Origin of the sequence: Microbacterium sp. dk485 (assembly GCF_004570445.1) — a bacterium.
Lineage (GTDB): Bacteria > Actinomycetota > Actinomycetes > Actinomycetales > Microbacteriaceae > Microbacterium > Microbacterium wangchenii.
In genome coordinates this window covers 947,020-964,309 of record NZ_SPQW01000002.1, presented here as the reverse complement: position 1 = coordinate 964,309, position 17,290 = coordinate 947,020, and the positions used below count along the sequence as shown (strand labels likewise).

At 71.7% G+C, this 17,290-nt stretch carries 16 protein-coding genes, 1 tRNA gene and 1 pseudogene; 10 read left to right on the top strand and 8 right to left on the bottom strand.

Translation table 11 applies throughout. From position 1 onward, the window contains the following. Window positions 1–28 precede the first annotated feature (28 nt). On the top strand, window positions 29–541 hold the full coding sequence (locus E4V99_RS15500; RefSeq protein WP_167747757.1) for an RNA polymerase sigma factor: 513 nt from the start codon (window positions 29–31) through the stop codon (window positions 539–541). 75 nt (window positions 542–616) lie between these two features. Here the strand turns inward: E4V99_RS15500 and E4V99_RS15495 are convergent, their stop codons facing one another. The 3 genes from E4V99_RS15495 to E4V99_RS15485 all read right to left on the bottom strand — a co-directional run bounded on the left by E4V99_RS15495 (window position 617) and on the right by E4V99_RS15485 (window position 3,538). Next, entirely contained in the window at window positions 617–1,942 is a 1,326-nt protein-coding gene (locus E4V99_RS15495) for an HNH endonuclease signature motif containing protein (RefSeq protein ID WP_135117784.1), read from the bottom strand. 114 nt (window positions 1,943–2,056) lie between these two features. Then, window positions 2,057–2,662, bottom strand: a complete 606-nt coding sequence (locus tag E4V99_RS15490) for a histidine phosphatase family protein (protein ID WP_135117783.1) — start codon at window positions 2,660–2,662, stop codon at window positions 2,057–2,059. 9 nt (window positions 2,663–2,671) lie between these two features. Then, window positions 2,672–3,538, bottom strand: coding sequence for a Sir2 family NAD-dependent protein deacetylase (locus tag E4V99_RS15485; RefSeq protein WP_245233211.1), 867 nt, complete (start codon window positions 3,536–3,538; stop codon window positions 2,672–2,674). A gap of 72 nt (window positions 3,539–3,610) precedes the next feature. Between E4V99_RS15485 and E4V99_RS15480 the strand changes: the two genes are divergently transcribed. Further along, the gene (locus tag E4V99_RS15480) at window positions 3,611–4,420 is read left to right on the top strand and encodes an RNA methyltransferase (protein WP_135117782.1); all 810 of its coding nucleotides are present in this window, start codon (window positions 3,611–3,613) and stop codon (window positions 4,418–4,420) included. A 13-nt stretch (window positions 4,421–4,433) separates the two neighbouring features. Here the strand turns inward: E4V99_RS15480 and E4V99_RS15475 are convergent, their stop codons facing one another. Continuing rightward, window positions 4,434–5,174, bottom strand: a complete 741-nt coding sequence (locus E4V99_RS15475) for an alpha/beta fold hydrolase (protein WP_135117781.1) — start codon at window positions 5,172–5,174, stop codon at window positions 4,434–4,436. A gap of 73 nt (window positions 5,175–5,247) precedes the next feature. Between E4V99_RS15475 and E4V99_RS15470 the strand changes: the two genes are divergently transcribed. Further along, window positions 5,248–5,946 (top strand): YafY family protein, encoded by a 699-nt coding sequence (locus E4V99_RS15470; RefSeq protein ID WP_135117780.1) that lies wholly within the window; start codon window positions 5,248–5,250, stop codon window positions 5,944–5,946. Window positions 5,947–6,137: 191 nt separating this feature from the next. Here E4V99_RS15470 and E4V99_RS15465 read toward each other — a convergent pair. Further along, window positions 6,138–6,950: pseudogene (locus E4V99_RS15465) on the bottom strand (SGNH/GDSL hydrolase family protein); the annotation flags it as partial. 129 nt (window positions 6,951–7,079) lie between these two features. On the opposite strand from E4V99_RS15465, the gene E4V99_RS15460 reads away from it, so the two are divergent. From E4V99_RS15460 to E4V99_RS15450, 3 genes are all read left to right on the top strand, one after another. Next, a complete protein-coding gene (locus tag E4V99_RS15460; protein WP_135117778.1) occupies window positions 7,080–8,990 on the top strand; it encodes a DEAD/DEAH box helicase in 1,911 nt (636 codons plus the stop codon). Next, window positions 8,987–9,511 (top strand): hypothetical protein, encoded by a 525-nt coding sequence (locus tag E4V99_RS15455; protein ID WP_135117777.1) that lies wholly within the window; start codon window positions 8,987–8,989, stop codon window positions 9,509–9,511. Before E4V99_RS15460 ends, E4V99_RS15455 begins: the two co-directional genes overlap by 4 nt. 81 nt (window positions 9,512–9,592) lie before the next feature. Continuing rightward, entirely contained in the window at window positions 9,593–10,636 is a 1,044-nt protein-coding gene (locus E4V99_RS15450; protein ID WP_135117984.1) for a VIT1/CCC1 family protein, read from the top strand. 115 nt (window positions 10,637–10,751) lie between these two features. Here E4V99_RS15450 and gdhA read toward each other — a convergent pair whose 3' ends face one another. Further along, window positions 10,752–12,098, bottom strand: coding sequence for an NADP-specific glutamate dehydrogenase (gene gdhA / locus E4V99_RS15445; RefSeq protein ID WP_135065938.1), 1,347 nt, complete (start codon window positions 12,096–12,098; stop codon window positions 10,752–10,754). A 165-nt stretch (window positions 12,099–12,263) separates the two neighbouring features. Further along, window positions 12,264–12,348, bottom strand: a tRNA-Leu gene (locus E4V99_RS15440). Between the two features lie 129 nt (window positions 12,349–12,477). On the opposite strand from E4V99_RS15440, the gene E4V99_RS15435 reads away from it, so the two are divergent. Next, window positions 12,478–13,779, top strand: coding sequence for a M20/M25/M40 family metallo-hydrolase (locus tag E4V99_RS15435; RefSeq protein WP_135117776.1), 1,302 nt, complete (start codon window positions 12,478–12,480; stop codon window positions 13,777–13,779). A 9-nt stretch (window positions 13,780–13,788) separates the two neighbouring features. Beyond that, the gene (locus tag E4V99_RS15430; RefSeq protein ID WP_135117775.1) at window positions 13,789–14,619 is read left to right on the top strand and encodes an undecaprenyl-diphosphate phosphatase; all 831 of its coding nucleotides are present in this window, start codon (window positions 13,789–13,791) and stop codon (window positions 14,617–14,619) included. A gap of 3 nt (window positions 14,620–14,622) precedes the next feature. Here the strand turns inward: E4V99_RS15430 and E4V99_RS15425 are convergent, their stop codons facing one another. After that, window positions 14,623–15,492, bottom strand: a complete 870-nt coding sequence (locus E4V99_RS15425) for a PAC2 family protein (protein WP_135065947.1) — start codon at window positions 15,490–15,492, stop codon at window positions 14,623–14,625. Between the two features lie 99 nt (window positions 15,493–15,591). Between E4V99_RS15425 and E4V99_RS15420 the strand changes: the two genes are divergently transcribed. Both E4V99_RS15420 and E4V99_RS15415 read left to right on the top strand, forming a co-directional pair. Then, entirely contained in the window at window positions 15,592–16,275 is a 684-nt protein-coding gene (locus E4V99_RS15420; protein WP_135117774.1) for an HAD family phosphatase, read from the top strand. After that, complete coding sequence (locus E4V99_RS15415) at window positions 16,272–17,285, top strand: tRNA (adenine-N1)-methyltransferase (RefSeq protein WP_135065953.1); 1,014 nt, start codon at window positions 16,272–16,274, stop codon at window positions 17,283–17,285. The genes E4V99_RS15420 and E4V99_RS15415 overlap by 4 nt, the downstream gene beginning before the upstream one ends. The last annotated feature ends 5 nt before the right edge of the window (window positions 17,286–17,290 follow it).

Genomic DNA, 17,290 nt, shown 5'->3' with positions numbered 1-17,290 from the left:
CGCAGTGACGCGGTCTACTCCCGCGCCGGTGAACGGAGATCTGGCTGATGCGTTCCGTCGCGAGGCGAGCGGCTTGCTCGGGTTTTTCATCAAGCGTGATGTTCCCGCCGAGGACGCGGCCGATCTGGTGAGCGATACGTTCCTCGCAGCCTGGCAATCCAGCCGAACGAGCAGAGTCGAGCCTGATCTGCTTCGTGCGTGGCTGTTCGGCATCGCCCGCAAGGTGCTGTCCCGATATCGTCGCGGACGCAGCCGACGATCCGCGTTGAGCGACAGGTTGCGGGCGACGCTCGCGGCAGACGATATGACCCAGCAGACCCCGGTCGCAGGCGGCCACGAGCTGGGCGAGCACGTCCGGTCTCTCATCGCTTGCCTTCCCGAGATCGATCAGGAGATCGTGCGGCTCGTCTACTGGGACGGGTTCACTCAAGAAGAAGTCTCGACCGTCCTCGGCAAGCCGGCCACCGCGGTTCGCGCTCGACTGTCTCGCGCGCGAAAAGTGTTGCGAGATCAGCTGGCTGAGAGCGGTGACGTCGAGTGACGCATCCCCACGCGTCATTGATGACGATGGAGCGTCCGGCGGGCAGCCGGAGCGCGTGACGCGGAGCGATACGGCCTAGAACGGGGGTGGGTCGGCGTCGGGAACGAAGGCCACACGCGGGGGCGCTTTGTCGGTGTAGCGGCGGTGGAGGGGCGAGGTCCAGCGGATGGTGCCGTCGGGTTCCTGCGCGGCCGTCCACTCGGTTTCGGTCTTGAGGGTGTGATGTCGTTTGCACAGACAGGCGAGATTGCCGGCGGTTGTGCGTCCGCCGAGGGCCCAGTCGAGATTGTGGTCGTGATCGCAGCGGCGGGCCGGCTGGCGGCAGCCGGGGAAGCGGCAGTGGATGTCGCGGGCGGCGAGGAAGCGCTCGAGGATCGTGCCCGGGCGGTAGCGGTCGACGGTGAGCACCATGCCGGTGATGGGGTGAGTGAGGATGCGGTCCCAGCCGGGCGCCGTGCCCATGAGCTGACGCGCGGTGTCAGCGTCGATGGGTGACGTGCCGTCGATGCTCGCGCCGCGGTCGGCGATACCGGCGGCGGTGAGGGCGGGGACGGTGACCTGGACGCTGGCGCGGATCGCGCCGAGACCGCCGGGAAGGATGTCGGTGGTGTGGTCGATCGCGGGCTGGCCGGTGAGGAGCATGTCGCACACGAGGTCGGCGCGGATCTGATCGAGGGTGCGGGTGTCGACAACGACCGAATCGGCAGGGACCAGTTCAGACTCGGCCTCCACTGCGTCGGGGTGGGCGGTGGCGGCACGGATCGCGCGGGCCTGCTGGGTGAGGCGGTCGTGGATGCCGTGCAGGAGGGTGGTGGGCCCGATGATCTCCAGTTTGGCCAGCCCGTCGTGCAGCTCGGAGAGGGTGACGGTGCGTGCCTTCTCGGCGCGTTCGAAGCGGGTGGTGATGGATTCGGGGTGGAGGTGCTCGGCCAGACCGCGCGCATAGTCGCGTGTGCGGGCGACCGTCTCGGCGGCGGCCCATTCCAGCACGACCTGTTCGAACGCGGCGCGGTCGGACTCGTCGGTCAGGACGCACCCGGCGTCCTGGATGACCGCGGCGTGACGCGCGGTGATGCGGCCGGTGGTGAGGGCGTCGATGGTGGCGGGGAAGCGTTCGACGAGATCCAGCGCGTCACTCATGCGCGATTGGGCCACGCGGTCGCTCCAGCGCACGGCCGCGCCGATCTCGGCGGCGATGGAGCGCAGCTCCATCTCGCGGGCGCGCTGGGTGGCGTGCTTGCCCTCCATCCGTCGCAGCGCGATCCGCATCGCCCCGGCCAGCTGTGCGACTTTCACCGCTTCGAGGACGGCGATCTCCTCTTCCGCGTCGCGCAGCTCGTCGACGATCGCGGCGAGTCGCGCGTCTTCGTCCGGATCTTCGATACTTGCGAGGGCTGCCATACCACAAGTGTCGCACCTAGTTCCGACATCGCCCGATGCGGAAGGGACCGTCTGGGGATAAGTGGTCCCCGTCAGTCGTGGGGGAGGAGCGGTCGGAACGGCGCGGGGCTGAACTCAGACCGCGGCGCCCACGTACGACAGCAGCCGGAGGCGCTCGCGCTCGATGAGGAACGTGTGCGCCGATCCGTTGGGCAGCCGCTCGCCCTCCGCGGGCAGCTCGTCGCTCGTGGCGTGGCGGATGACCTGACGGATGAGGGCGCCGTGGGCGACCGCGACGACCTCGGGCGCGCGAGGGGCGGTCGCGCGACGGGCGTCGTCGACGGCGGTGCGGATGGCGCGCAGCGCCCGGTCCCGCACGTCGGGCCACGGCTCGGCGCCCGGCACCTGTGCGGTACTCCACTGTCCCCACCGCTCGCGGAACTCCACGGCGTCCACTCCCTCGGCCTCCCCGTAGGAGCGCTCGCGCAGGCCGGGGTAGCGGTGCGGTGCGGCCACCCCGAGGACCTCGGCGATGATGTCGGCCGTCTCGGCGGCGCGCGAGAGGTCGCTGGAGACCACCACGATGGGCGTGTCGTCCTCGCGACGCTCGGCCAGCAGCATCCCCGCTTCGCGGGCCTGGGCGCGGCCGGTGTCGTTGAGGGGGATGTCGGTGGACCCCTGGATGAGGCCGTTGCGATTCCAGTCGGTCTCGCCGTGGCGGATGAGAGTCAGGAGCGTCACCGCACGAGCCTATCCGGCGTGCGCCTCCGACCTCCCTGTGAGCGCATCGCGCAGGGCGGAGAGGACTTCGCTCGTGCCCGCGTCGAACTTGATGCTCGCGCGGGCGTCGGCGCGCGTGACCCCTCGGTTGATGATCACGACGGGGATGCGGCGCCGCCGGGCCCGCTCGACGAGCCGGATGCCGGAGTTGACCACGAGGGAGGATCCGGCGACCACGAGCGCCTGGCTCGCGTGCACGAGCTGCTCGGCCTCGCGGAACTTCTCGGTCGGCACGAACTCCCCGAAGAACACCACGTCGGGTTTGAGTACGCCACCGCACACGGTGCAGGCCGGGATGCGGAACCCCTCGACCCGGTCGGGGCTCACGTCGCCGTCCGGTCCGAGCGGCAGGTCCTCGTCGGTGCTGAGCCACGGGTTGTCGGCTTCCACGCGGGCGGCCAGATCGCGCCGGTCGAACACCTGGCCGCAGTGCGTGCAGAACACGCGCCGCATCGTGCCGTGCAGCTCGACGACGCGACGGCTGCCCGCTCGCAGGTGCAGGCCGTCGACGTTCTGCGTCACCACGCCGGTGGCCACGCCGGCCTGCTCGAGGTCGACGATCGCGCGGTGCCCGGCGTTGGGCTGGGCCGCCGAGAAGGCGCGCCATCCGAGGTGGCTGCCCACCCAGTACCGGCGGCGCGCGTCCTCCCCGGCGAGGAACTGCTGCGCCGTCATCGGGGTGCGCACGGGGGCGCCCTCGCCGCGGTAGTCGGGGATGCCCGAATCGGTGGAGACCCCGGCTCCGGTGAGGATCGCGAGCCGGCGGCCGCTCAGCAGGTCGATCGCGCGTTCGAGCGCATCAGCTGTCGCTGCATCCTGCGCGAACACTGCCGGCACGGGCCCACCTCCCTGTTCGAGTGTAGGCGCGCGGGACGGTGAGGCTGCCGTGCTGCTGGCAGAGTGGAGGGCATGCGCATCGTCGAGATCGGGGACGCCGCCGACCCGCGGCTGGGCGACTACCGTGACCTCACGGACGTGGCACTGCGGCGCGTGCGGGAGCCGGCCGAGGGGCTGTACATCGCCGAGTCCGCCAAGGTGCTCGCGCGCGCCCTCGCCGCGGGCCACCGGCCGCGTTCGCTCCTCGTGCAGGAGAAATGGCTGGACGACGCGCGCGCGCTGCTCGAGGACGTCGAGCACGACGCGGTGCCGGTGTACGTCGTGCCGGAAGAGGTCGCCGAAGGCGTCACGGGGTACGCGGTGCACCGCGGGATCCTCGCCGCGATGCACCGCCCGCCGCTGCGCGCGGTGGCCGACGTCGTGGCCGACGCGCGCCTGGTCGTGGTCCTGGAGGACATCGTCGATCACACCAACGTCGGGGCGGCGTTCCGCAGCGCCGCGGCGCTCGGCGCCGATGCCGTGCTCGTGACGCCGCGGTGCGCGGATCCGCTCTACCGCCGCAGTGTGCGGGTGAGCATGGGGACCGTCTTCCAGGTGCCGTGGACGCGCCTGCCGGAATGGGACGAGGCCGGTCCGCTCCTGCACGAGGCAGGCCTGCATCTGGCAGCCCTCGCGCTGTCGGCGGATGCCGTACCGCTGGACGAGTTCGCCGCCGACCGTCCGGAGCGCGTCGCGCTGCTCCTGGGCGCGGAGGGCGACGGTCTCAGCCGGCGCGCGCTGGCGGCGGCGGACACGGTCGTGACGATCCCCATGGGCGGGGGAGTGGACTCCCTCAACGTCGCCGCGGCATCCGCCGTCGCGCTGTGGGCGCTGCGGCACTAGCCGTCCCGGCGGTTCAGCCGGCTCGAGAAGCCGCTGACCGGATGGCCTCGGCGAGGTCGCGGGCGCGGCTCCACATGGGCCAATGCCCCGTCGGGAGGTCGATGACGTCGAGGTGCTCGAGGTTCGCGACCTCGGCGAACATGGCGTGGCCCGCGCGCGCCAGCTCCAGCACCTGCGCGCTCGGGATCGAGCAGCACACCAGGGTGGTCGGGACCTTTCGGCGGTCATCGTTCGTGAGCTCGAGGGGCTGGCGCAGCACGGGGCCGGGCTCGGGGACGGCCCGGGTCCGGAAACGCTCGAGGACCTCTGCGCTCAGGCCTTCGAGACTCGCCTGCTGGGCGAGGGCCTCGAGAGGCGGCAGCGGAAGCTCCGCCACTGCCTCCGGGAGGTCGGGGGCGAAGACGCTTCCCGTCGCGACAGGGCCGGAATCCACCCACACCACCCGGTGAACGAGCTCGGGATGCCGATCGAGGACGAGGCTGACGGGGAAGTTCGCCCCGCTGTGGGCGACGAGAGTCGTGGGCTGGTCCTCGGAGACCCCGAGCTGGGCGAAGATGTCCAGGACCGCTGCGGCCTGATCGTCGAGCGTCTTCGTCGCACGGTCGGGATCGTCCCCGTCTAGGCCGGGCAGGGTCATCGCGACCGCACGGGAACGGTCGGTGTTCAGGTGTTCCAGGACGTCATCCCACGCCCAGGCGCCCAGCCAGTGGCCGGCGATGAGGACGATGGACGGACTGTTCGTCGTACGGGTCATGTGACCATCTTCGACGGTGCTCCGGCCAACTGTATGTCACTATTTGTGGCATGAATGTGACTCGGGCGGCACGGTGAAGCGGGCGGAACGACTCCATGCCCTGTCCGAGATGCTGCGCCGGAGCGGATCACGGGGATGCTCGGCCGAGCGGCTGGCGCGAGAGTTCGGCGTGTCGGTGCGCACGGTCAAGCGAGACCTCGCGGCGCTGGACAACAGCGGCGTGCCGGTATGGTCGCGTCCGGGCCCGGGCGGTGGCTACGGGTTGGCAGTGGGGGCGTCCCTGCCGCCGGTCAGCCTGTCCCCGGCGCAGGCCGTGGCGCTCATGGCCGCCGTGTCGGCCGCACCCGATGCGCCCTACGCGGATCTGGCAGCAGCCGGGGTCGGGAAGATCCTCGACGTCCTCGACCCCAGAACCCGCGCCCGGGCCGACGAGCTGGCCGGCCGCGTCTGGGTCAATGCGATCGCCCCCTCTTCCCGCGCGCTCAGGTCGGCACTGGAGGAGGCGATGGCCGAGCAGCGGGTCGTCCGCATCCGCTACACAGCCAGGGACGGGGCCACCACCACCCGCGACGTCGAACCCGTGCTGTTCGCCTCCACGAACGGCCAGTGGTATCTCGTCGGTTGGTGTCGGCTGCGTGACGCGATGCGGTGGTTCACGGTGTCGCGCATCGAGCGAGCCAGCGTGACCCAGACGGCGTGCAGCGGACATACCGTGCAGGAGGTCGGAGAACCCCCGGCGGGCGCCCGGCCGGTGCACGGCCGGCTCGGGTGAGTCGCTCCCATCGACCTCTCCGGTCAGGACGACGAGGCGCCCGTGGTCCCCTCATCGGAGCCGGTGCCGGCGTTCCGGGCCTCCGTGGCGCGGGCCCGCGCCTCCGCCTCCGCGGCGCGTGCTCCCGCTGCGGCAGCGGCTTCCGGGTCGGCGCCGGCCGCGGCGGCAGCAGCAGCGGCAGCGGCCGCGACGACGGGAAGGGGCTCGGGCCGCTTGGGGCGGACGTGGTCGCCGGAGGACTGGTGGCGCAGGCGGCGCAGCGCCCACGGCACGAGGTGTTCCCGTGCCCATACGAGATCGTTGGCACGGGCCGCGCGCCACGTGATGGCCGGGAGCGGATCGGGCTGCATGGGCTGCAGGTCGTTCGGCACGTGCAGGGTCCGCAGCACCATGCGGGCCACCTCGTGATGCCCGAGCGAGTTGTAGTGCAGGCGGTCGTCGTCGAAGAACCGCATGTCCTGCACGGTCTTCAGTCCCCACTGGTCGGCCACGATGCAGTCGTTGGCCGCGGCGATCGCGCGGATGTTCTCGTTGAAGATGGCGACCTTACCGCGGATGCCACGGAACACCGGCGTGAAGTTGGTGTCGATGCCGGTGAAGACCACGAGCGTCGCGCCGGTCGACGCCAGCCGCACCACGGCGTCTTCGAACATCTCCGCCACTGCGTCGGGGTCGGAGCCGGGGCGGATGACGTCGTTGCCGCCGGCGGAGAAGGTGATCAGGTCGGGATGCAGCGCGATCGCCGGCTCGATCTGGTCGGCGACGATCTGGCCGATGAGTTTTCCCCGCACCGCGAGGTTGGCGTACGCGAAGTCGTCGACCTGGGCGGCGAGCACTTCGGCGACACGGTCGGCCCAGCCGCGATTGCCGCCGGGCGAGGCGGGCTCGGGGTCGCCGATGCCTTCGGTGAATGAGTCGCCGATCGCGACGTAACGCCGCCACGGGTGCGGCTCGGTGATCGTGGGGGTGGGATCCGGGGTGGGGACGTCGGGCTGATTCGTCATCGTTCCTCCGATGACCCAGGCTACCGCGGGCCCTCCGACATGTCCTCGGCGGGGTGCTCCACGTCCTCGTGCGGAGGGGTCGGAACCATCGCTTAGGGTAGTGAGTCGCGCCGGTCAGGAGAGGGAGGAATGTTGGACGACGACCTGATCATCGCTCCCGACCACACCTCCGACCGCGGCACCGCGAATCCGCACGACGACGCCTCCCACGAGCACGAGGGGCACTTCGGCAGCTTCGCGGCAGAGCACCTCTCACCGACCTACCCCCAGCGCGCGCCGTGGGGCACCGCCCAGCGCCTGCGCGCCTGGCAGGCCGAGGCGCTGGACGTGTACTTCGGATGCGACGGCCCCGACGGGGTGGGCAAGGGCCCGCGCGACTTCCTCGCGGCCGCGACCCCCGGCGCCGGTAAGACGACCTTCGCCCTGCGCCTGGCGAGCGAACTCTTCCGCCGCGGCGTCGTGGACCGCATCGTCGTGGTCGCCCCCACCGAGCACCTCAAGACCCAGTGGGCCGACGCCGCCGGGCGCGTGGGGATCCGGTTGGATCCGGCCTTCAGCAACCGCCACGTCGCGCCCTCGCGGCAGTACCACGGGGTGGCGGTGACGTACGCCCAGGTCGCCGTGAACGCCGCCGTGCACGAGCGCATGACGCTGGATGCGCGCACGCTGGTGATCCTCGACGAGGTGCACCACGGCGGCGACGCGCTCAGCTGGGGCGACGCGCTCCGCCAGGCGTACCGCCGCGCGACCCGGCGCCTGCTGCTGTCGGGCACGCCGTTCCGCAGCGACACCGCCCCGATCCCGTTCGTGGAGTACCACCCGGACGCCAAGGGCATCCGCGTGTCCCGCACCGACTACGCGTACGGATACCGTCGCGCGCTGGAGGACGGCGTCGTGCGGCCGGTGATGTTCCTCGTGTACGCCGGTCAGATGCGGTGGCGCACGAAGGCCGGCGAGGAGATGGAGGCCCATCTCGGGCAGGACAACACCAAGGACATCACCTCCCAGGCGTGGCGGACGGCGCTGGATCCGAACGGCGAGTGGATCCCCGCGGTCCTGCGTTCGGCGGACCGGCGTCTGACGGAGGTCCGCCAGCACATTCCGGACGCCGGGGGGTTGGTCATCGCGACCGACCAGACCGCCGCCCGTGCGTACGCGGCTATCCTCGCCGACGTCACCGGCGAGCAGCCCACCGTCGTCCTCTCCGACGAGGCGGAGGCCTCCGCCCGCATCGAGCAGTTCTCCCAGAGCACGAGCCGGTGGATGGTGGCGGTGCGCATGGTGTCGGAGGGCGTGGACGTGCCCCGGCTGGCCGTGGGGGTGTACGCGACGTCGGCGGCGACGCCGCTGTTCTTCGCGCAGGCCATCGGGCGTTTCGTGCGCGCGCGGCGCCGCGGCGAGACGGCCAGCATCTTCCTGCCGAACGTTCCCATCCTCTTGGCCCTCGCCGGCGAGCTCGAGCGCCAGCGCGATCACGCGCTGGACCGCGACTCCGACGATGACCAGTGGAACGCCGAAGAAGACATGATGGACGCGGCGGAGCGCGAGGAGAAGGCCTCCGACGGGCTCACCGAGGAGTTCACCTTCCAGGCTCTCGGTTCGCACGCCCACTTCGACCGCGTCGTCTTCGATGGCAAGGACTTCGGCCAGCTGGCCATCCCCGGCACCCCCGAGGAGGAGGAGTTCCTCGGGATCCCGGGCCTCCTCGAGCCCGACCAGGTGCACGAGGTGCTCATGTCGCGCGTCTCGCGGCAGTCCCGCCACCGCACCGCCCGGGAGGCCCGCGAGTCGGCCGCGCCCGCGGAGGGTGCGACGGCGGCGCCGGAATCGACGCTGCCGCAGCCGCTGCACCGTTCCCTCAAGGAGCAGAGGCAGCTGCTGAACAGCCTCGTCGGGCTCTACGCCCGGCAGACCGGTGAGGCGCACGGGCTCGTGCACGCCGAGCTGCGGCGGCTGTGCGGCGGCCCGGCCGTCTCGCACGCGACCGTGGCTCAGCTGCAGGCACGCATCGACCTGCTCCGCCGCCGCGTGCACTCGTGAGGGCGCGCGGCTACGACTTCACGTCGCGGTGGCGCGTGGCAGCCGGACCGCCGCAGTGCTGGGCCGCGGCCGAACGGATGCTGCGCCCCGGTGCGGCGACGTGGTGGCCGGGCGTGTCCGTGGCCGGCGCGCCGAGCCGGATGGCTCCGGGGGAGCGGATCGCCCTCGTGGTGCGCAGCCCCTTCGGCTACCGCCTGCGCGTGCACCTCACGGTCGTGAGCCTGGCGCCGGGCCGTCGCCTGGTCGTCCGCAGCGACGGCGACCTGGCGGGAGTGGGCACGGTGGAGCTGGCGCCGGCGGGCGCCGCGGCGACCGAGATCATCGTGCGATGGTGCGTCTCGACCCGGCGGCCCTGGATGAACGCGACCGCCGCCGTGCTCCGCCCCGTCTTCGTCGCTGCGCACGCGGTCGTCATGCGAGCCGGCGAACGGGGCCTGCGTCGCGCCGTGGCGCGTGCTTCGGAGCCCCGAAATGCTGGCAGTTCCGCCCTCGCGTCCGGTGCGGCTGTGCCGCGCGGATAGCGTGGAAGCATCCCCACCAGATCGGAGCCTGTCGTGACGCGCGCCCCTTCCGCCCCGACCGAGAGAGATCGGCGTCGCTGGATGCGGTACCTCGTCGACGAGCGGGCTGAGGCGGGTCTGTACCGGGAGCTGGCCACCCGGCGCGAGGGTGAGGAGCGTGACATCCTCCAGGCCCTGGCCGACGCGGAGGACCGCCATGCCGCGCATTGGATGGACCTGCTCGGTGGCGAGCCCGCGCGGCTGCCGCGCCCCGGAACGGGCACGCGAGTGCTCACGTGGATGGCACGGCGGTTCGGGTGGCTGTTCGTCCTCGCCCTCGCCCAGAACGCGGAGGCGCGCTCGCCCTACGACGACGAGCCGTACGCGTCGGCCGCGATGGCGGCGGACGAGAAGGTGCACCACGAGGTCGTGCGCGGCCTCGCCGCACGGGGGCGCCGGCGACTGTCGGGCACGTTCCGGGCCGCGGTGTTCGGCGCGAACGACGGACTCGTGTCCAACCTGGCGCTCGTGCTGGGCATCGGGGCGACCGGCGTCGCTCCGGCGTTCGTGCTCTTCAGCGGCATCGCGGGGCTCCTGGCGGGCGCCCTGTCGATGGCGGCGGGGGAGTTCGTCTCGGTGCGGTCGCAGCGCGAACTGCTGCAGGCCACCGAGCCCAACGAATACGCCGACGAGGCGCTGCCGCACCTCGACCTCGACGCCAACGAGCTGGCCCTGGTGTACCGCACGCGCGGGCTTCCGGCGGCGGAGTCGCTCGCCCGAGCGCGCCGTGTCGTGGCGGCGGCGCAGGAGACCGGCCGCGGCGCCCCGCGCGCGGGCGAGCCGGCCGCGACCGATGCGCACGAGATCGTCGGGGGCGCGTGGCGCGCGGCCGCCTCGAGCTTCCTCTTCTTCGCCTCCGGTGCCGTGCTGCCGGTGCTGCCGTGGGTCTTCGGGCTCTCCGGCCCCACCGCTGTCATGGTCGCCCTCGTACTGGTCGGGCTCGCGCTCCTGGGCACCGGCGCCACGGTGGGGCTGCTGTCGGGCGCGTCGCCGCTGCGCCGGGCGCTCCGCCAGCTGCTCATCGGCTACGGCGCCGCTGCCGTCACATACGTCCTGGGGCTGGCCTTCGGGGTCGCGGTGGCGTGACCCCGCGAGCCTCCTGCTCCGTCGTTCAAAACTCAGGAGAATCCGGCGGTTTGGGGCTCCCCGGGGCCGCGATGCAGCGGAATCTCCTGAGTTCTGCGCGGGGGTGACCGGCGGCTCAGATGTGGCCGAGGGCCATCATCGCGTCGGCGACGTGGATGAATCCGGCGATGTTGGCGCCGGCGACGTAGTCGCCGGGCACGCCGTATTCGTCCGCGGTCTCCAGGCAGCGGTCGTGGATCGAGCGCATGATCTGCTCGAGCCGCTCCTCGGTGTGCGCGAAGGTCCACGAGTCACGTGAGGCGTTCTGCTGCATCTCGAGGGCGCTCGTGGCGACGCCGCCGGCGTTGACGGCCTTGCCGGGCGCGAAGCGCACGCCGGCTTCGCGCAGCGTGCGGATCGCGTCGGGCGTCGTGGGCATGTTCGCGCCTTCGGCCACGATCGTGCAGCCCCCGCGCGCGAGCGCCGCCGCGGCATCCGCGTCCAGCTCGTTCTGCGTCGCACAGGGCAGGGCGATGTCGCAGGGCACGTCCCAGATCGAACCGCCCTCGATGAAGCGCGTGCCGGGACGCTCGTCGGCGTAGTCGCTCATGCGGCCGCGACGGGTGTTCTTGATGTCTTTGAGCAGCTCCAGGTCGATGCCGGCCTCGTCCACGACGTATCCGGCAGAGTCCGAGCACGCCACGACGACGCCGCCGAGCTGGTGCACCTTCTCGATCGCGTAGATGGCGACGTTGCCCGAGCCGGACACGACGACCCGCTTGCCGTCGAGGGAGTCCCCGGCGTCACGGAGCATCTCGTCGACGAAGAAGACCACGCCGTACCCGGTCGCCTCCGTGCGCACCTGCGATCCGCCCCACGTGAGGCCCTTGCCGGTGAGGACGCCCGACTCGTACCGGTTCGTGATGCGCTTGTACTGACCGAACAGGTACCCGATCTCGCGTCCGCCCACGCCGATGTCGCCGGCAGGGACGTCGGTGTGCTCGCCGAGGTGACGGTACAGCTCCGTCATGAACGACTGGCAGAACCGCATGATCTCGCCGTTCGAGCGGCCCTTCGGGTCGAAGTCGCTGCCGCCCTTCCCACCGCCGATGGGCATGCCCGTCAGAGCGTTCTTGAAGATCTGCTCGAACCCGAGGAACTTCACGATGCCCAGGTACACGCTCGGGTGGAACCGGAGCCCGCCCTTGTACGGTCCGAGCGCGGAGTTGAACTCCACGCGAAAGCCGCGGTTCAGCTGCACGTGCCCGGCGTCGTCGGTCCACGGCACCCGGAAGATGATCTGGCGCTCCGGCTCGCACAGGCGGCGGATGATCTCCTCGTCCGCGTACTGCGGATGCTTCGCCACGACGGGCTCGAGGCTCTCGAAGACCTCGCGGACGGCCTGGTGGAACTCCGCCTCTCCGGGATTGCGGCGGACGACTTCTTCGAAGACGGGGACCAGGCTGGGCTCGAGAACGGACACGGATGCTCCTTCGGGTGGTGCTCTGCCGCACGCGCGACAGGCGCGCCAGCAGCGGGCGCACCGTGTTCGACGCTATCCCCATCCCGGCCGAGCGGGAAACCGGGGGTCCGACGACCCGGTGCGGGAATGGGAAAAGGGCCCCTCTCGGGGCCCTTTTCACATCTGTGCGCGAGGGGGGACTTGAACCCCCACGCCCTATACGGGCACTAGCACCTCAAGCTAGCGCGTCTACCTATTCCGCCACCCGCGCATGGGTGAAGTTGCTTGCGCAACGAAGATCGAGATTAGCACGCCGCCGGCACCCGCCGATAATCGTCGGCGCGCCCGCGCGGCGTGGCAGGGAAACGGACCGGCTGCGCCCGGCCGGTAGCGTAGGCGCATGTCCTCGAGCGAGTCCGCGCACCCGGAGGTGGCCCGCATCGCCGCCGATCTCATCCGCTTCGACACCTCGAACTACGGCGGCGGGCGCGCCGAAGGCGAGCGGGAGGCCGCGGAGTACGTCGGCGCCTATCTGGAGGGCCTGGGGCTGCGCCCCGAGTACTACGAGCCGATCCCGCGACGCACGAACGTCTCCGCCCGCGTGCCCGGTCGTGATGCGAGCAAGCCCGCCCTGGTCCTGCACGGCCACCTCGATGTCGTGCCCGCCATCGCCGAGGATTGGAGCGTCGACCCGTTCGCCGGCGAGATCCGCGACGGCGTGCTGTGGGGGCGCGGGGCGGTGGACATGAAGGACATGGACGCCATGATCCTCACCTCGGTGGCCGACATCCTGCGCTCGGGCGCGCAGCCCGAACGCGACCTCGTCCTCACGTTCTTCGCCGACGAGGAGAACGGCGGCGTGGAGGGCTCCGCCCTGGTCGTGCGCGACCGGCCGGAATGGTTCGCCGGTGCCACGCAGGCCATCAGCGAGGTGGGGGGCTACTCCATCCCGGTGGCCGACAGTCGCGCGTATCTGCTGCAGGTGGGCGAGAAGGCCCTCATCTGGATCCGGCTCGTCGCGCGCGGGCGGGCGGGCCACGGCAGCCGGCTGCATCCCGACAACGCCGTCACGGCTCTGGCCGAGGCCGTCGCAGCCCTCGGGCGCACGGCGTGGCCGGTGCGGCTGACCGACACCACCACGCAGTTCCTCGCCGGCCTGGAGCGGCTGACGGGGGACGACGCCGGCGACCCCGACGCCCTCACCGAGCGCGCGGGCGACAGCGCGCCGTTCCTGCGCTCGACGCTGCGCACCACGACGAACCCGACCGGGCTGACCGCCGGGTACAAGCACAACGTCATCCCCGACCGGGCCGAGGCGCTCGTGGACGTGCGCGCGCTTCCGGGCACCGAAGACGCCGTGCTGGCGCAGATCCGGGAGATCGTCGGGCCGCACGTCGAGGTGGAGATCGTCCACCAGGACATCGGGCTCGAAGTGCCCTTCCGCGGCGATCTCGTCGATGCCATGGTGGCGGCGCTGGACCGCGCCGACCCGGGCGTGCCGGTCCTGCCGTACCTCATGGGCGGGGGCACCGACAACAAGGCGCTGTCGACGCTCGGAATCGACGGCTACGGCTTCGCGCCGCTGCGCCTGCCGGCGGATCTGGACTTCACCGGTATGTTCCACGGTGTCGATGAGCGCGTCCCCGTCGACGCGCTCGTCTTCGGCCAGCGCGTGCTCACCGATCTCCTCCGGACCTACTGAAAGGCGCGCATGCACGTTCTCGAGGCCATCATCCTCGGACTCGTCCAAGGGTTGACCGAGTTCCTGCCCGTCTCCTCCAGCGCGCACCTGCGCATCATGGGGGAGTTCCTGCCCTCGGCCACCGATCCCGGCGCCACCTTCACCGCGATCACCCAGATCGGCACGGAGCTGGCCGTGCTGGTGTACTTCTGGGGCACGATCGTGCGCATCATCACGCGGTGGGCGCAGTCCCTGACCGGACGGGTTCCGCGCAACGATCCGGACGCACGGATGGGGTGGCTCATCATCCTCGGGACGATCCCCATCGGCGTCCTCGGCTTCCTGTTCCAGTCGGTCATCCGCGACACGTTCCGCAACCTGTGGCTCGTGGCGACCGTTCTCATCGTCTTCGGCCTCCTGCTGGGTGCCGCCGACAGATGGGGCAGGCGCACGCGCGAACTGGACAGCCTCACCTACCCCCACGGGGTCGCCCTCGGCTTCGCCCAGGCGCTCGCCCTCGTCCCCGGCGTGTCCCGCTCGGGCGCGACGACGACCCTCGGCCTGGCCCTCGGCTACACGCGTCCCTCCGCAGCCGAGTACGCGTTCCTGCTCGCGGTGCCCGCCGTCTTCGGCAGCGGCTTCTACGAGCTGCTGCAGAGCTTCCAAGAGCCCGGAGGGCCGTACAACCTCGCCGAGACCGGCATCGCGACGGTCGTGGCGTTCGGGGTGGGCCTGGCGGTCATCGCGTTCCTCATGCAGTACATCAAGAAGCGCAGCTTCCTGCCCTTCGTGATCTACCGCGTGGTGCTCGGCGGTGTGCTCATGGTCCTGCTGGCCACGAACGTGCTGCAGCCGTACTGACGCTCAGCGGCGCGGCGGCTCGTCGCGTCCGGGCTTGGTCGGACCGTCGCCCCGGCGGCGCAGGTAGCGCTCGAACTCCTGCGCGATCGCGTCGCCGGAGGCTTCGGGGGAGTCCCACGTGTCGCGCGTGCGCTCGAGCTGGCGGATGTACTCCGTCATCTCCTCGTCGTCGGCTGCGGCCGCGTCGATCGACGCCTCCCACGCCGCAGCCTCCCCGGCGAGGTCGCCGCGGGGGACCTGCGCGCCCGTGAGGTCTTCGAGGCGGTCGAGGAGTGCGAGGGTGGCTTTGGGTGAGGGAGTGTGTCCGGCGACGTAGTGGGGGACGCTCGCCCACAGGGTCGCGGCGGGGATGCCGGCGGCGTCGGCGGCCACGGCCAGTGCGCTGAGGATCCCCACAGGCCCCTCGTACGTGCTGCGCTCCAGGCCCAGCACGTCGCGCAGGCGCTCGTTCTCGCTGCCTGCGAAGACCGAGATCGGACGCGTGTGGGGGACGTCGGACATCATCGACCCCAGCGCCACGAATCCCGTGATGTCTTCGCGCAGCGCCACGTCCACGAACTCGTTCGCGAAGGCCTGCCATGCGCGCGCGGGCTCGGCGCCGGTGAGCAGCCACAGCTCGGTGCCGGCGCGCGTCGGACGCGCGGGCTTGTACAGGGTGGCGTCGGGCCACCGCAGCATCCGCCGCCCCTCGCCGTCGCTGACCATGTGCGGGCGCGTGTACTGGTAGTCGAAGTACAGCTCGGGGTCGACCGTGAACACCGGCTCGTACTCGCCCTGTTCGCGCAGCAGCGCCACGGCGGCCGAGGCGGCCTCGCCCGCGTCGTTCCACCCGTCGAAGGCGGTGACCAGAACCCGGCGACCCAGTGCGTCCACGCAACCTCCTCAGCCTGCGGCAGGTCCTCCCAGGATAGGCGCATCGCACGGGCGCCGGGCCGGGCAGGCAACGGCGGGCCCGCTCGTTACGATGGTCGGATGACTTCTTCCCTCCCCGCCGCCGTCCTGTGGGACATGGACGGCACGCTCGTGGACACCGAACCGTACTGGATGGCAGCGGAGACCCCGCTCGTCGAGCGATTCGGGGGCACGTGGTCGCACGAGCAGGCCCTCCAGCTGGTGGGACGGGGCCTCGCCGACTCCGCACGCGTCCTGCAGGACGCCGGGGTGAAGATGAGCGTCCCCGACATCATCGACGCGCTCACCGACAGCGTCATGGCGAGCCTCGCCGCCAACGGCGTGCCGTTCCGCCCGGGCGCACGCGAGCTGCTGGCGGATCTGCGGGCGCAGGGCGTGAAGACGGCACTGGTGACCATGTCGGTGCGCCGCATGGCCGACAGCGTGGTGGATCACATCGACTTCGACGCCTTCGACGTCGTGATCGCCGGTGACGAGGCGACCCGTCCCAAGCCGAATCCGGACGCCTACCTCCAGGCATGCACGATGCTGGAGGTCGACCCGGCGGACACCGTGGCGATCGAGGACTCCCCGAACGGGCTGCGCGCGGCCGTGGCCAGCGGTGCGGTCTCCCTCGGCGTCCCGCTCCTGCTCTCCCTGACCGGCGTCGGCGCGCACGAGCTGTGGCCGACGCTGGACGGACGCACCACCGACGACCTGCGCGCTCTCCACGCCGCCCACGCCCCGGCGGGGAGCCGTCGGTGAGTGAGACCCCGCACCTGAGCGGGCCGTTCCGCATCGGCGACCGCGTGCAGCTGACCGGACCCAAGGGGCGCCTGCACACCGTCACGCTCCGCGAGGGTGGAGAGCTGCACACCCACAACGGCGTGCTCCCGCATGCCGGCATCGTCGGTCAGCCCGACGGCAGCGTCGTGGTCAACAGCGCGGGTCACGAGTATCTCGCCCTGCGTCCCCTGCTGCGCGACTTCGTCATGTCGATGCCCCGCGGCGCCGCGATCGTGTACCCCAAGGATGCCGCGCAGATCCTCGCGCAGGCCGACGTGTTCCCCGGCGCCGTCGTCGTGGAGGCCGGGGTGGGCTCGGGCGCGCTCGCGCTGTGGCTCCTGCGCGCGATCGGCCCGGCCGGGCGCCTGGTCTCCTTCGAGCGTCGTGAGGAGTTCGCGGAGGTCGCGCGTGCCAACGTCGAGACGTTCCTCGGCGAGCAGCCGGCCACGTGGGACCTGCGGGTGGGCGACCTCGTCGAGGCGCTCCCGGAGGCCGTGACGCCGGGGAGCGTGGACCGGGTCGTGCTGGACATGCTCGCGCCCTGGGAGTGCATCGACGTCGTCGCCGACGCGCTCACCCCCGGTGGCGTCGTGCTCTGCTACGTCGCCACGGCCACGCAGCTCAGCCGCGTCGCGGAGTACCTCCGCGGGACGGGACTGTTCACCGAGCCCGAGGCCAGCGAGACGATGGTGCGCGGATGGCACGTGGAGGGCCTGGCCGTGCGCCCCGACCACCGCATGGTCGCGCACACGGGCTTCCTCATCACGGCGCGCCGGCTCGCTCCCGGCGCCGTCCCGCCGGACGTGCGCAAGCGCGCACTGAAGAAGCCGTCCTACGCCGATGAGGACGTGGAGATCTGGACGCCCGGCGCCGTCGGGGATCGCGAGATCACCGACAAGAACCTGCGCAAGCGCATCCGCGAAGCCCAGCGCGCCGCCGAGGGCGTCCGCCAGGCAGCGGGGCAGGGCGACGCGGAGCCCACCCCCTAGACTGT